The following is a 15,016-nucleotide window of genomic DNA, read 5'->3' as shown; positions in this document are numbered from 1 at the left end:
GAACTTGTATGGTGATATTAAAAAATGTTACTCTATATGATTTTAAAAAGTATTTGGAAAATGCATTTATTGCTTTTGATAAAAAGATATTAAAAGTAGGTACAATGAAAGAATATAAAGATTATATCCAAGATCAAAATAAAAAGGATTATAAAGAGATAGATGGAAAAGGTGGTATTGTTTTACCTGGATTAGTTTTAGGACATACACATATTTACTCAACTTTTGCAAGAGGATGGCTGACTCCGTATAATCCTAAAAGTTTTCAAGATATTTTAAATCAACTTTGGTGGAAACTTGATAGGGGGTTAGGAGAAGAAGAGATTTATTATAGTGGTATTACAAGTGGAGAAAATTTTTTAAAAAATGGGATAACGACGGTAATAGATCATCATGCAAGTGGAGAAATGATTAGTGGTAGTTTAAGCATATTAAAAAAAGCTGTTGTAGATAAAATAGGACTTAGAGGAATATTTTGCTTTGAAACAAGTGACAGATTTAATATAGATGAATGTATTGATGAAAATATATCGTTTTATGAAAAAATGGAAAAAGAAAAAAATAAAGATGCAAGAGGATTAATAGGTTTACATGCTTCCTTCAGTTTGGGAGATGATAGTTTAAAAAAATTATCAAAAATTACTAAAGAAATTCCTATTCATGTTCATGTAGGAGAAAGTATAGAGGACATTAATTGGACAAAAAATCATTCTGGATTATCAATTTTAGAAAGATTTCAAAAATATGATCTTCTTAGAGAAGATAGTATATATGTTCATGGAATATACCTAGAAAAAAAAGATTTTAAATTAATAAAACAAACTAAAGGGTTAATGGCATTTAATCCATCATCAAATATGAATAATGGGGTGGGATTACCTCAAGTTAAACGAACCATAGATTTAGATATTCCTTTTATAGTAGGCAATGATGGATTAGGTTTTTCGTTGGCTAGAGATTATCAAACTTTAGTTTATTCGTCTAATATAAATGCCCCTAATTCTTTTAATATAGAATATTTACGAAAAAGTATTTTATATTCTTACAAATTTGTCAGCAGACGATTGGGATGCTTATTAGGTTCTTTAAGTGAGGGGTTTGAATCAGATTTGATGTTGGTACCATATCATTCTATTACTCCTATGACTAAAGAAAATGCCTTTGGGCATTTTGTATATGGAATTTTAGAACAGTTACATCCAAAGGAGGTGTGGGTAAAGGGAGTACATAGAATAAGCAATTATAAATTATTACAAGATATATCAAAAGAATTAAAGGACGCTAAAAAATGTGCTGCAGCACTTTGGAAAAAAATAAAATAAATAGAAAGGGGAATTTAATTATGAATATTAAATTATCAAAAAACTTATTTAAAATAATATTTTATGGAGGAATATGGGGTATTTTAGAGGCTACTTTAGGATATATTTTACATTTAATACCTTATTCAGTATCTGGAATGATTATGTTTCCAATAGCAAGTGTTATATTAGTTAGAGCTTATAAATCAATAGGAAATAGGTCTTCACTATTGTTAATAGGATTTATATCAGCAGGAATAAAAGCTATAGATTTATTATTACCAGGATTAAGTATTTTTAAAACTATTAATCCTATGATATCAATTATACTTGAATCTATGATAGTTGCTGCTGTATGTCCATTCTTGGCAGGAGAAAATAATACAAAAGAATATGTAGGAGCAGCGATTATAGGAAGTATTGGCTGGAGATTGATGTATATGTTTTACCTAGTAGGGATATATCTATTTACAGGTAATGTTGGAAAATATATTGCATCATTTCAAAATGGATTTAATTTCTTAGTTATTAATGGATTAATAAATGGATTTTTAGTTATAGTATTCTTATTAGTAAATAACAAAGTTAAAAACAATTTAGAAGTAAAGCCTGTTTATGCATTTACTACTTTAGGTTTAGCAGTATTGATACAATATTTAATATAATGAGGGATATATATGAATGAAATATATGAAGAACTAATAAAAATGCAGAAATCTGGCGAACAATGTATGATGGTTACGGTTGTTGAAAGTATGGGAAGTACACCATCTGTTGTTGGTAAAAAAATGTTAGTAGGAGAAAGTGGCTCCTCCTTTGGAACAGTAGGAGGAGGAGCCATAGAATATTATGCTAGAGAAAAATGTAAAAGTTTAATTAATGAAAAGAAAAGTGTATTAGAAAAATATTTATTAAATGAAGGAAAGATTGTTGAAGATACAAAAACTCTTCCTATGGCATGTGGCGGAAAGGTTTCTCTTTTTTATGAATATATTGGTCCAAAAGCATATGTTTATATATTTGGAGCAGGACATGTTGGACAAGCTTTAACAAATGTATTAAAGACTATGGATTTTTATGTTACTTTGATTGATGATCGTAAAGAAGTTTATGATAGTCTTAAGATATATGATAGAAAAGTTTTATCTAATTATTCGGAATTTTTAGAAAAAGAAAGAATTAAAGATAATAGTTATGTTGTAATTTGTACTCCTTCTCATAAGTATGATTACAATGTAATGAATAAAATTATTGAATTAAAACTAAAACCTAAATATATAGGTATGTTATGTTCAGAAAAAAAATTAAAAGAATTCGTGGAAAAAACATATGAGAATTTTGGAAGAAAAATTGAATTAACGAACTTTTATGCACCTATTGGTTTAGATATAGGAGGAGGGTCTCCAGAAGAAATAGCAATTTCCATTGCCTCAGAGATATTATCTGTTGTCTATAATAAAAAAGGACATAAACATATGGCAGCTGAAATAAAATGGTAAATATTGTTGTAGGAGAAAGAAATCAAGGAAAGACAACAAGGTTAATAAAAATATATGAAAAAATAAATAAAGGTGATGGATTTGTATCAGTTAAGAGAATGAAAAATGGCAATATTATAGGATATGATGCTATTCAACTATCGAATAGAGAAAAATATCCTTTCATAATAAGGGAGGATTATTTATTTTATAACAGGGACTTTGATAATTGGGATAATGGAGTGTCTTTAGGGCCTTACCGTTTTTCTAATAAGACATTCAATATTATTGAATATAAAATAGAAGATATGCTTAAAAAACGTATATCGCCAATATTTTTGGATGAAATAGGTCTTTTAGAGATTAAAAATTGTGGATTTGATAAAATTTTTAGAAAAATATTATTAGAAGCAAATGAAATTTACATTGCAACTAGAGATAAATTTGTTCATAAGGTTATAAAAAAATATTCTATAAAGCAAATTAATATCCTAAAATTAGAATAATTTGATAATAGAAGTTGGTGATGAGATATTGAATGACCTCAAAATACTAAAAGGAAACTTTATATTTACAAAAGAGAAAGATTTCTTTGAAATACATGAAAAAAGTTTTTTGATAATTAAAAATAAAAGAGTGCTAGGTATATATAAAAATTTGCCTAAAAAATATGAACCAATTAAAGTAAAAGATTATAAAGACGCAATTATAATCCCTTCTTTTGTTGATTTACATGTTCATGCACCTCAATATTTACAACAGGGAGTAGGCTTAGATTTAGAATTAATAGATTGGTTGAATAAATATACATTTGAAAATGAAATGAAATTTGTTAATGAAAATTATGCAAAGAAGATATATTCAGCATTTGTAAAGGATTTATATGATAATGGAACTCTTCGTTCATGTATTTTTGGAACAATTCATAATAATAGTAACCAAATACTTATAGAAGAAATAAAAAAGAGGAAGATATCTGCATTTGTTGGAAAAGTGAATATGGATCAAAATGCACCAGAAAATTTACTTCAAACTACTGACGATTCATTAAAAGAAACTATAGAGTTTATTGATAATAATAGCAAAGAAGATTTAATAAAACCAATAATTACTCCACGATTTGCCCCTAGTTGTTCATTAGATTTGCTTAAAAAGTTAGGGGATTTATCAGTTAAAAAAAAGATACCAGTACAAACCCATTTATCTGAGAATAAAGATGAAGTAAAATGGGTAAAATCTTTATTCCCTAGTAATAAAAATTATTCTGATGTATATTTAAAAAATCAACTTTATGGAATGGAAAAAACAATAATGGCTCATGCAATTTATCTTGAAGAAGAAGAAATTAAAATGGCCAAAAATAAAAATGTATATTTAGTACATTGTCCAGATGCTAATATAAACTTATCTAGTGGAATTATGCCTGTAACAAAATATTTAGATATGGGCATTCAAGTTGGACTTGGTTCAGATGTTGGAGCAGGACATATGATATCTATGACAAATACTATTAAGAGTGCAATACAAAGTTCAAAGATTAGACATATATTTAATAATAACGAAAGAATATTAACAGAATCCGAAGCATTTTATCTGGCAACGAAGCTAAATGGTAGTTTTTTTGGAAAAACAGGAAGTTTTGAAAAGGGTTATTTATTTGATGCAATTGTTATAGATAGTAATCAAAATGTAATTAAAGAATTAAGTCCATTAGAAAAGTTAGAAAGGTTTATTTATTGTGGAGATAAAAATGATATTATAGCTAGATATCTTGAAGGAGAAGAAGTATAAAAAGGATTTAACTAAATAATTAATTTTTATACAAAGATGTATATATATCTAAGGATATTTATATATCTTTTTTTAATATTAAATTAAAAATAAAGCTACGATTTTGATGAAAGGAGGGTTTGTAGATGAGAGAATTACTTGTTATGAAAAATATTACAAAAAAATTCGGAGATATTTATGCAAATAAAGATATTAATTTAATTATTAGAGAAGGAGAAGTACATACACTTTTAGGAGAAAATGGAGCAGGGAAAAGTACACTTATGAATATACTTATTGGGTTATATCAACCTACTAGTGGAAGCATTTATTATAGGGGTAAAAAAGTTAAAATTGATTCTCCATCAAAAGCTATGAAGCTTGGGATTGGTATGGTTCATCAGCATTTTATGTTAGTAGAAGCCATGACGGTATTTGAAAATATTATATTAGGAGTCACAAAAGATTCATCAATATTTATAAAAAAAGACCGTATTAAAAAAGATATTCTTGAATTAGCATCTAAATACGGACTAAATGTTGAAATTGATAAACCAATAACAGAAATTTCAGTAGGAGAACAGCAACGTGTAGAAATATTAAAAGCATTATATAGAGGAGCAGAACTACTAATTTTAGATGAACCGACAGCAGCATTAACTGATATAGAAGTAGAGGGATTATTTAGAGTTATAAAAAAATTAATATCAGAAAAGAAATCTGTTGTTTTTATATCACATAAAATGCGCGAGGTTTTGGAAATTAGCGATCGTATTACAATTCTTAGAATGGGACATACAATAAAAACATTGGATAAAAATAAAACAAATGCAGAAGAATTAGCAGCTCTTATGATTGGCAAAAAAATGGTATCTAGTAAATATAAAAAGGTTTCTAAAACAAAAGAAAATATTATAGCTTTAGAACATATAAGTTTTAATAAGGAATCAAAGCATAATGGGATAAAGGATATTTCTTTAACAGTTGGTAAGGGAGAAATTCTTGGAATAGCTGGAGTAGATGGGAATGGACAGTCCCAATTAGCTCAAGTTGTTACAGGGGTTATTACACCTCATGAGGGAAATATTTATTTATATGGTAAAAAAGTAGCCCAATTTGATCCTAATGACTTTATAAATTCTAATATTTCCCATATACCAGAAGACAGAAATAAAATGGGATTAATTGGTGATATGAGTGTAAAAGAAAATTTGATACTAAAATCTATTGAAAAATCAAAGTTTTCTTTGAAAAAAGGACTATTTTTAAAGAAAAAGATAATTAATCAATATTCCAATGAGATGAAAAAAAAGTATGATATTCGATGTAGTTCAATTGACCAAGAAGTTAGAAATCTTTCAGGAGGTAATCAGCAAAAAATTGTTTTGGCTAGAGAACTTGAAATGGAGCCAGAACTTTTAGTAGCGGTTCATCCTACAAGAGGATTGGATATAGGGGCTACAAAATATGTGCATGATAAAATAATCAGTGCCAGAGATAAAGGATGTGGGGTTATTTTAATCAGTGCGGATTTTGATGAAATATTAAAATTATCCGATCGCATAGCAGTAATGTTTGAAGGACAAATAGTAGGTATTTACTCTGGAGATAATCCACCCATTGACGAAATTTCGTTGGCAATGGCTGGAAAAGCAGAGTAAAGGAGGATAAATAAATGAAAAATATGTTAATTAAAATTTTTGTACCTGTAATATCTGTATTATGTTCATTTATAATAGGAGCTATTTTAATCACAATAATTGGTGGCAATCCTATGGAAGCTTATACATATTTATTTAAGGGTGCATTTTGTACACCAGCTAATATCGGAGAGACTGTTATAAAAGCTGTTCCCTTGATTTTTACTGGATTAGCAGCTACTTTTGCTTACAAATGTGGTGTTTTTAATCTTGGCGGAGAAGGACAGTTTGTCATGGGTGCAGTAGTAAGTATATGGATATCTACAACTTTAAAAGGAATAACAGGAATTCCTTTAATTATAATCAGTCTTACTTTAGGGACTATAGCTGGAGGAATTTGGGGTGCTATTCCTGGGATTCTTAAAATAACTAGAGGTTTAAATGAAATAATTGTTAGTATCATGTTAAACTATGTAGCTATTTTATTTATGGGATATTTATATACGGGGCCCTTAAGAGAAGGTAATGTTCCACAAACTGCTTCTGTTCCAGTAAAATTAGGAAGGATTTTTAGTCAATCACGAGTTCATTATGGAATTGTTATAGCATTAATCCTTACTTTGATTATTTATTATTTTCTATTTTATACATCAAAAGGATTTAAACTTAGAGCAGTAGGTTTAAATCAAATTGCTTCTCAATTTAATGGATTGCCTGTAAAAAAATTTATGTTGTTTTCTTTTATTATATCTGGAGCAATAGCAGGGTTAGGAGGAAGTGTAGAATTACATGGAACACAGTTTAGATTAATGTCTGGTTTTGGACAAGGATATGGGTTTGATGGAGTTGCTATTGCACTCATAGGGCAGTTAAATCCTATAGGAACTGTTTTAGTAGCTTATTTATTTGCAATTCTTAGAACTGGAGCAACAACTATGCAAGTGGGAAGCGGAATGCCAACATCTGTAATAGATATTATTCAGGCATTAGTAATTGTCTTTGCTGTAGCGGGAAGTGCATTTATTAACCTTCCTAAAATAAGACAATTTTTTAGCAATGTATTTTCAAAGCCTAGGAAGGAGCCATTGTAATGGAAACAGTATTTGATATTATCTTTATTCAGGAATTACTTTTATCTACTGTGCGTATGGCTACGCCTATTCTTATTGTGGCACTAGCAGAATTATATTCAGAAAGAGCTGGTTTAGTTAATATAGGATTAGATGGAATAATGACATTTGGTGCTCTTAGTGGGTTTCTCATTTGTTATATTACAGGAAATCCATATTTGGGAATTTTAGCAGGAGCTATAAGTGGTATATTAATTAATATGATTTATGCTTTTTGTACAATTCATTTAGGAGCAGAACAGATAGTATATGGTATGGCAATTAACATTTTTGCTCCAGCCCTAGCCTCATTTATTTATAAAATATATTTTGGAATTAGTTCAACTTTGGTTCAAGCAACATTAATGAAAACAGTGCCTATTCCTATTCTTAATAAAATTCCTGTTTTAGGAGTTGTATTTTTCAATCATACTCCTATTGTATATATTGCTTATTTATTAGTACCTCTTACTTATGTTTTTTTTAGTAAAACGAAGCTAGGACTTAATTACAAAGCAATTGGAGAATTTCCTAAAGCAGCTGAGTCTATGGGGATAAATGTAATGTTAAATAAATATATTGCTTGTATTATTTGTGGCATATTAGCAGGTATAGGAGGAGCATATCTAACAACAGCATATATTAGTACATATTCTGATGGAGTTGTTGCTGGACGTGGATTTATTGCATTATCTGCTGTTATATTTGGTAGATGGATGCCTGGAGGAGTATTACTTGCAGCACTATTATTTGGATTTACTGATGCTCTACAGCTTCGTCTTCAAGTTATGAGCTCAGGTACACCATATCAATTATTAGCTATGATTCCTTATCTTTCTACTTTATTTGTACTTGCATTTTTTGGAATAAAAAAAGCAGGTCCTAAGGCGAATGGAAAACCATATTTTAGAGAAGAACGATAAGTATAAAAAATATCTTTGATTATAAAAAACTTATTTTAAATAAATAATTATTAAATAACAAATTTTAGGAGGGATAATATTATGAGTAAAAAAATAATATCTTTAATTTTAACTATTGTAATGTTTGCTACAATTTTGGTAGGATGTGCATCATCTAATTCTACGTCAACGACAGGAAGCACATCTCAAGTTGAGAGTGATGATGTGTCAGAAAGTGAAACAGAAGATAAAACTTATAAAGTTGCAATGATTTTAGATTCTTCTATTTCTGATGGAGGTTGGGGTGCAGCATGTTATAATGCAATGATTACAGCAGCTGAAAAGTGTGGATTTGAAACACAGTATACAGATAATCTTACAACTGCTGATTTTGCACCTACAATGAGAAGTTATGCTGATATGGGATTTGATTTAATTTTCGCACCGGGTAATCAATATACAGATGCAGTTAAAGAAGTAGCAGCAGATTATCCTAATGTATATTTTGCATTATTAAATGGTACAGTTGAAACAGATAATATTGTATCTTTATTACCTGATGCACAGCAAATAGGATATATGGCAGGTGCTTTGGCAGGATTGATGTCAAAAACGAACAGTATAGGATTTATTGGAGGAATGGAACTAGATACAACAAAAATTAAATTGGAATCTTATGAAAAAGCAGCTAAAGCAGTTAATTCAAATATTCAAGTTTATTCTGCTTATGCAGGGTCTTTTAGTGACTCCGCTAAAGGAAAAGAAATTGCTGATTCCATGGTTACTATGAATGACGTAGACGTTATGTTTGGAGATGCTAGTGCAGTAGATTCTGGTGCAAGAGAAGCATTATCGAATTATGAAAATAGATATGATATTGGACAACCAAGCGATTTACTTGCTATACAAGAATCTGATGTAGTAATTGGTAGCGTTGTTACAGATAATGCAGCCATGTTAGAAATTTGTATGGAAGATGTCAAAAAAGGCACTTATGGAAATAAAACGATTTATGGAGATCTTTCCAATGGAGCTATAAGTGTTGGAACTTTTAGTGATGATGTTCCAGAGGATATTAAAGAAAAATATTTAGAAATTGTCGAACAAATAAAAGAAGGTACATTTATTGAAGAATAAATAATATTCTTTTGAATATAATTAAATAAAAATGTTTTAAAGTATTTTAAAATATGTTTTAGTCGTCCTTTCTATTTTAACGTGGTATTAGAAAGTGACGACTATTTTTTATAGGAAATTTATTTGTTAAATTAATAGAATAAAAATATTTTAACTTTAATAAAGTTGAAAATCATTCTAAAATGTTTAGATTTATTATAGAAAAAATTTATGGTTATGAGTTATTGTTTATAAAAATCAAAAATGAAATATTTTCAAGTATAACTTGATTTAGTATTATAAAAATGATATGATTTTATTAGGTCGGATGTCCGAATTGTAAGGAGTGGTAAATATGATAAAGGATAAAATGAATAAGTTAAATCAGTCAGAAAGAATATTAATTGCTGCTTCAAAATGTATATCTTCTAGAGGTTATGCCAATGTTTCATTAAGAGATATTGCCAATGAAGCAGGAGTTGTTCTTAGTCAGTTAAATTATTATTACAAAAATAAAGAAGGATTATTTATAGAAGTAGTAAAAATGATGATAAAAAAATATTTGATACAAATTGAGGAGTGTTTAAAGAGGGAAGTATCTCCTAAAAAAAGGGTAGTAGCCTTAATAAAATATTTTAAAGATTTACTAAAATATAATCCTGAACTTTTTAAATTACTATATGATTTTACGGGATTAGCACTTTGGACTCCTAAGTTTAAAAATTTATTAAATAATTTATTTAAAGAATTATCAAATATTATAGAAAAGTATATTTTAAATACTATTCAAATAAAAAATATTAAAGGATATTCTCCAAAATCTTTATCAAGATTTATTTTAGGCTCAATGTTTGGTACAGCTATACAAATTTTACTTGCTGATGAAGAAGATTTATCTGAAACTTTAGATTTAGTAGAGATATTATTTGAATAGATAAGAGCTTATTATAATGCTTGGTAAGGAGGAAAATTATGGAGAAGTATTTTTTTGATATTATAATATATTTTGCTTTATATTCTTTTATTGGATGGGTTATTGAAACAATTTATAATAGTATAAAGAAAAAAGAATTTGTTAATAGAGGTTTTTTAAGTGGGCCTTTCTGCCCTATATATGGATTTGGAGCAATATTAATTATTCAAGTATTTGCAGTTTTTAATAATAGTTTTAGTATTGTTTCGAATAATATATTTATTCAAATATTTGTAGCTATGATATTAACAACGATTCTTGAATATATTACAGGATATATTTTAGAAAAAATGTTTAATTGTAAATGGTGGGATTATAGTGATTTCTTTTTAAATCTACATGGAAGGGTATGTCTGCAGTATTCTATATATTGGGGGATATTATCCTATATTTTAATTAATCTTATACATCCTATAATTATAAAATATGTTTCTTTTTTAAATATATCAATAAAAATGTTTATTAATGTATTTATAATTCTTTATTTTATTTTTGATACTATAAAATCTGTAACAGAAATAATAGACTTAAGAAAGATTGTGTTACGGCAATATAAGAAGCCATTGGAAAATTTCTACGGTCAGATTATACAATATAAAAGGATTTTTCAAGCATTTCCTAAATTAAAATTCAAAAAGATTGGAAAACTAAACCAAGAAATTAGGGAATATTTACAAAATGAATTTAAAAAAATCAAGATTAAAGTTAAAGAAAAAGTTAGATAAAGATATTTTTTAAGCTTCAGTATTTATTGCCTTCCTATTATAAAATAAAAGATAGGATGGCATAAAATGCTGAAGCTTTTAATTTATAATTTTTAAAGTATAGCAATATTTGATTAATTTTAGAATTAAATATATAATATTAAAAAAATATATAATATTATATATATTTCAAGTTATTTACTTAAAACAAATATGTGTTTGGATTTGGAGTGAAAATTTACTGTTTTTTATTTATCCATGATAGGGATAGTTGAGAAAAAGAATGAATTTTACTTTTGTAAAAAATTTCATATTTAAGCGGGTTATCTTTTGACTTGAGGAGGAGAGGATTTTGTTTGCAGTAATAAAAAGATATTCTAATGTTAGTGTTTTAATTATTATTTGTTTTTTTAGTGCATTTATAGCTTTATATAATGGAATAACGTCAACATTACAAGTAGTACATACTATTAGAGAAAAAAATGAATATGTATATCGCAATCAAGTTAGAGCAACTATTTTTTTGCCGAAGCCAATTTCTCCCCAAGAATTACTAATGCTTATGAAAGATGTTGATACTTGTAATGTTGTTTTAGATAATATGCCATTATATTTTGACCAGATAGATAATGTTTTTAATCCAGAAGTTGTATTAAAACAAAATGAGCCATTTTCTCTACCTTCATCGGAGAGAATAGATTCTTTAAAGAAATTTTCATTGATAGCTTCAGAAACTACAATAAAGGGAAATAAAAAATTAAGTATTAATGGTATTACATTTGATATACAGAATATTTTAGATGATAAAACATATCCCTTTGTTAACAACTTATTTATTATAAATGGAGAAGATTATTTTTATATTTTTCCTAATAGAATAGATGAACAAGATAGATTGTATATTAATATTTATTCCAATAAGAATAATGTATATTCAGCATACACAAAAATTCAGAAGAGTTTAGAAGAACTTATACCAGAAGCTAGAATTACAAGTTCAGATGTTATTACACGAGAAAATATTTTTGAAGGTGTATTTAATCAGGATAATGTGATTTTTATTGGATTATTTGCTTTTGCACTTTTAAATACCATAATATTATCTTATTATTGGGTAGTTGTACGAAGACATGAAATAGCTATTCGAAAGGCATTTGGGTATACCAATTTTTCAGTAATAGTTTTATTATCTAAGGAATTATTTCAATTAATTTTTATTTCTGCAATATTAAGTATTATTACAGGAATTTCATTATCTTTTACTCAAATTCAAAACTTTGAAAAATTTGTTCCCATGGCTATAGGTTTTATTATTGCTATGGGAATTGCAGTGATTATTTCTATGATTATTCCAGCTGTATATATTTTAAATCTACAACCTTCTGAGGGGGTAAAACTATAGTGAGCCTTGCAATAAAAACAATATTTCATAATAAAAGAAGGTCTTTATTAATTCTTTTACTAAATATTATTTCATTTTTACTTTTTTTGACTACTGTTACAAATGCCTTATCTTTCCATGTACAAGGAGAGATGGTTAAAAAAATGTTTTCGTCAGATTTAAAGAAAATATATCGAATAGACTTAAGCTATATTGAAGATGCTGAAAATGCTGGAAAGAAAATTGATGAATTAAAAAATTTTATCCGAAGTGACCTTGGAACTATTTGTGCAGCCTACGATGAATCTGGAGAATATTTTACAGAGCTTAAAAATAATACTTCTTATCTGGAATTAAATAAAAAAAGCTATGCTGGAACATTTAGAGAACAAGCACCTTTGATTGCAGAAGTTATTTTTATAGACCCATCTATTTTAAAAATAATTAATTTTCCATTGCAGCCAGTTGATATGGAGCCAATAAAAAAGGAAGGGCAAATTTATCTTCCTATATATCTTGGAGCAGATTTTAAAAATGTAATATCAGTTGGAGATGTTCTTACTTTATCTCGTAATAATGCTAAGTATATAGTAAAAGGATATATTGATTCTGCGAAATGGTTTAATGATTCAGATGCCATAACAATGCCCCCTATTTCATTAAATCATAAGTTTATTGCGCCATTTTCAGAAATAGATATAACAGATACAATAACACAACAGTCCACTGCAGGGAAAATATTTGTAAGTACAGATGCTAAAACATTAGATATTGTTGAATATATTAATAGTAAAGCAATGGAATTAGGGATGAAAGTAAGAGTTACTTCCATAAGGGATTTTTTGAACAATGGACTGTGGACAACTATAAAATATTAAAATTAAATGTACTTTTTGCAGGGATTGTTATTATTTGTTCTGCTATATCCATTATTTCTGTTCTTTCTGTTTCAGTGCTTTTAAATAAAAAAGAATATGGAATTCGTATTGCATTTGGATATACTAAGAAAAGTATTATGAAATCTATATTTTTTGAAGTTTTACTATTGCAAATTATAGCTGTAGTTTTATCTTTTATATATGTATATTATTCTTATGTTAACTCAAAAATAAGTGCCTTTAATTTAATTTATTTATCTACATTAAGAACATATTCTCTTATTTCTCTTATTGTTTTGCTTATGGTATTTTTGGCAATAGTAATGACTGTTCCATTATACATATTGTCTCGTTATGAACCTGCTATGTTAATAAAGGAGGAAGAGTAGTGTATGATACAGCTTAAAAATATTTATAAAGAATATAGGACAGGAGATATTATTACAAAAGTTCTTAATGATATATGTCTTGAAATTCGTAAAGGAGAATTCGTTGCTATCATGGGGGCTTCTGGCTCAGGTAAAACTACATTATTAAATATAATTGGGTGTATGGACCGTCCTAGTAAAGGAGAGTATATTCTTGATGGAATATGTGTAAATAAATTGAAAGATAAAAAATTAAGTGAAATTAGAAATAAAAAAGTTACTTTTGTATTTCAAAACTTTGCTTTGATGGAAAAATATACAGCTTTTGAGAATATAGAATTACCATTGCTTAGAAGACATCTTTCTTTACATGAACGTAAAAAGATAGTTACAGATGTAGCAAAACAACTTGGGATAGAAGAACAACTATATAAGCGTCCAAAACAAATGTCAGGAGGACAACAACAGCGAGTAGCTATAGCAAGGGCTTTAGCCAGTGGGGCAGATATTATTCTTGCAGATGAGCCAACGGGAGCGCTAGACCATAAAAATGGGCTGGAGTTTATGAATTTGCTTCAACAATTAAACAAACAAGGGAAAACAATAATTTTAGTTACCCATGATAAGGAAGTAGCAAGTTATGCAAGTCGTACAATTCATATTTTAGATGGGAGGATATTAGAAAATGTGTAAGAAAAAAATATTATTTTTTATACCTGTAATTTATTTATTTTATGTATTATTATTGGCGTTATGTTTAACAGGATGTGGTAGCAAAAAAAATACTGATGAATATACTTATTCTTCTACATTGAATTTTCATAAGGAAGATTATGAACCGGAATTTAATCAGTATGAAAAAATAATTTCTGTAAGTAAAGAAACATCAAGCAAAATAAAGGTTGAAGGGGCAGTATCAGAGGGCATAATTTTAGTGCAATTATTTGATCCAGATGATACTTTAGTAAAGGAATATTCAATTGATGATTTTGTTCAAGAAACAATAGAAACAAATAAGAAATATGGGGATTGGAAAGTACTTATAAAAATTAATGAGGATACAGAAGGGTCTATTACTATATCCAATTAAATTAATAAATAGTATAAAATTAAAAAATAATAAACAAACAACTTATAAATTATAATAAGCATATAAAAATAATGCAGAAATAAAAATCTTAACAATTTTAATTAATATAAAGATTTAAAGAATAAAATTAAATTACTAGACGATATAATAAAGAAATTAGGAGGATTTAAATATGTTAATTGACTTTATAATATTTATTCTTTTTGTATTCCAATTTATTTTAGGTAACATTTTTACAAGTGATATTCCGATGAAGGTTTCAGCTGACGAGATAATTTTCGTTATATTTATTTCAATTATAATTTT

At 27.4% G+C, this 15,016-nt stretch carries 16 protein-coding genes; all 16 read left to right on the top strand.

Annotation, left to right across the window (positions count from 1 at the left end; all coding sequences use genetic code 11):
* Positions 1-8: 8 nt before the first annotated feature.
* The gene (locus OM90_RS00725) at positions 9-1,322 is read left to right on the top strand and encodes an amidohydrolase family protein (RefSeq protein WP_058484964.1); all 1,314 of its coding nucleotides are present in this window, start codon (positions 9-11) and stop codon (positions 1,320-1,322) included.
* Between the two features lie 20 nt (positions 1,323-1,342).
* The gene (locus OM90_RS00720; RefSeq protein WP_144428510.1) at positions 1,343-1,966 is read left to right on the top strand and encodes a hypothetical protein; all 624 of its coding nucleotides are present in this window, start codon (positions 1,343-1,345) and stop codon (positions 1,964-1,966) included.
* 12 nt (positions 1,967-1,978) lie between these two features.
* Positions 1,979-2,800, top strand: coding sequence for an XdhC family protein (locus tag OM90_RS00715; protein WP_058484962.1), 822 nt, complete (start codon positions 1,979-1,981; stop codon positions 2,798-2,800).
* A complete protein-coding gene (locus OM90_RS00710; protein ID WP_058484961.1) occupies positions 2,794-3,285 on the top strand; it encodes a nucleoside-triphosphatase in 492 nt (163 codons plus the stop codon). Before OM90_RS00715 ends, OM90_RS00710 begins: the two co-directional genes overlap by 7 nt.
* Before the next feature lie 28 nt (positions 3,286-3,313).
* Positions 3,314-4,570, top strand: coding sequence for an amidohydrolase family protein (locus tag OM90_RS00705; protein ID WP_058484960.1), 1,257 nt, complete (start codon positions 3,314-3,316; stop codon positions 4,568-4,570).
* Between the two features lie 125 nt (positions 4,571-4,695).
* Positions 4,696-6,210 (top strand): ABC transporter ATP-binding protein, encoded by a 1,515-nt coding sequence (locus tag OM90_RS00700; RefSeq protein WP_058484959.1) that lies wholly within the window; start codon positions 4,696-4,698, stop codon positions 6,208-6,210.
* A 14-nt stretch (positions 6,211-6,224) separates the two neighbouring features.
* Entirely contained in the window at positions 6,225-7,280 is a 1,056-nt protein-coding gene (locus tag OM90_RS00695; RefSeq protein ID WP_058484958.1) for an ABC transporter permease, read from the top strand.
* Positions 7,280-8,221: an ABC transporter permease gene (locus OM90_RS00690; protein WP_058484957.1), complete on the top strand. Its 942-nt coding sequence runs from the start codon at positions 7,280-7,282 to the stop codon at positions 8,219-8,221. Before OM90_RS00695 ends, OM90_RS00690 begins: the two co-directional genes overlap by 1 nt.
* A gap of 81 nt (positions 8,222-8,302) precedes the next feature.
* Positions 8,303-9,337 (top strand): BMP family protein, encoded by a 1,035-nt coding sequence (locus tag OM90_RS00685; RefSeq protein WP_064505465.1) that lies wholly within the window; start codon positions 8,303-8,305, stop codon positions 9,335-9,337.
* A gap of 334 nt (positions 9,338-9,671) precedes the next feature.
* A complete protein-coding gene (locus OM90_RS00680; protein WP_202813773.1) occupies positions 9,672-10,250 on the top strand; it encodes a TetR/AcrR family transcriptional regulator in 579 nt (192 codons plus the stop codon).
* 38 nt (positions 10,251-10,288) lie between these two features.
* A complete protein-coding gene (locus tag OM90_RS00675; protein ID WP_058484955.1) occupies positions 10,289-11,014 on the top strand; it encodes a putative ABC transporter permease in 726 nt (241 codons plus the stop codon).
* A gap of 331 nt (positions 11,015-11,345) precedes the next feature.
* The gene (locus tag OM90_RS00670; RefSeq protein WP_058484954.1) at positions 11,346-12,395 is read left to right on the top strand and encodes an FtsX-like permease family protein; all 1,050 of its coding nucleotides are present in this window, start codon (positions 11,346-11,348) and stop codon (positions 12,393-12,395) included.
* Positions 12,395-13,252, top strand: coding sequence for a hypothetical protein (locus OM90_RS00665; protein ID WP_058484953.1), 858 nt, complete (start codon positions 12,395-12,397; stop codon positions 13,250-13,252). The genes OM90_RS00670 and OM90_RS00665 overlap by 1 nt, the downstream gene beginning before the upstream one ends.
* Entirely contained in the window at positions 13,231-13,641 is a 411-nt protein-coding gene (locus OM90_RS00660) for an FtsX-like permease family protein (protein ID WP_058484952.1), read from the top strand. The genes OM90_RS00665 and OM90_RS00660 overlap by 22 nt, the downstream gene beginning before the upstream one ends.
* A gap of 3 nt (positions 13,642-13,644) precedes the next feature.
* The gene (locus OM90_RS00655; protein ID WP_058484951.1) at positions 13,645-14,313 is read left to right on the top strand and encodes an ABC transporter ATP-binding protein; all 669 of its coding nucleotides are present in this window, start codon (positions 13,645-13,647) and stop codon (positions 14,311-14,313) included.
* Positions 14,306-14,710 (top strand): hypothetical protein, encoded by a 405-nt coding sequence (locus OM90_RS00650; RefSeq protein WP_058484950.1) that lies wholly within the window; start codon positions 14,306-14,308, stop codon positions 14,708-14,710. The genes OM90_RS00655 and OM90_RS00650 overlap by 8 nt, the downstream gene beginning before the upstream one ends.
* Positions 14,711-15,016 lie beyond the last annotated feature (306 nt).

This window comes from Defluviitalea phaphyphila (genome assembly GCF_001466305.1).
GTDB lineage: Bacteria > Bacillota > Clostridia > Lachnospirales > Defluviitaleaceae > Defluviitalea_A > Defluviitalea_A phaphyphila.
The sequence above is the reverse complement of the archived record's forward strand: the minus strand, read 5'-3'. Positions and strand labels throughout refer to the sequence as shown.

Bases quoted from the DNA above. Each gene is read 5' to 3' on its own strand.
- OM90_RS00650 (WP_058484950.1), top strand. From the start codon at position 14,306: ATGTGTAAGAAAAAAATATTATTTTTTATACCTGTAATTTATTTATTT.
- OM90_RS00720 (WP_144428510.1), top strand. From the start codon at position 1,343: ATGAATATTAAATTATCAAAAAACTTATTTAAAATAATATTTTATGGA.
- OM90_RS00715 (WP_058484962.1), top strand. From the start codon at position 1,979: ATGAATGAAATATATGAAGAACTAATAAAAATGCAGAAATCTGGCGAA.
- OM90_RS00695 (WP_058484958.1), top strand. From the start codon at position 6,225: ATGAAAAATATGTTAATTAAAATTTTTGTACCTGTAATATCTGTATTA.
- OM90_RS00685 (WP_064505465.1), top strand. From the start codon at position 8,303: ATGAGTAAAAAAATAATATCTTTAATTTTAACTATTGTAATGTTTGCT.
- OM90_RS00710 (WP_058484961.1), top strand. From the start codon at position 2,794: ATGGTAAATATTGTTGTAGGAGAAAGAAATCAAGGAAAGACAACAAGG.
- OM90_RS00680 (WP_202813773.1), top strand. From the start codon at position 9,672: ATGATAAAGGATAAAATGAATAAGTTAAATCAGTCAGAAAGAATATTA.
- OM90_RS00700 (WP_058484959.1), top strand. From the start codon at position 4,696: ATGAGAGAATTACTTGTTATGAAAAATATTACAAAAAAATTCGGAGAT.
- OM90_RS00675 (WP_058484955.1), top strand. From the start codon at position 10,289: ATGGAGAAGTATTTTTTTGATATTATAATATATTTTGCTTTATATTCT.
- OM90_RS00725 (WP_058484964.1), top strand. From the start codon at position 9: ATGGTGATATTAAAAAATGTTACTCTATATGATTTTAAAAAGTATTTG.
- OM90_RS00655 (WP_058484951.1), top strand. From the start codon at position 13,645: ATGATACAGCTTAAAAATATTTATAAAGAATATAGGACAGGAGATATT.
- OM90_RS00690 (WP_058484957.1), top strand. From the start codon at position 7,280: ATGGAAACAGTATTTGATATTATCTTTATTCAGGAATTACTTTTATCT.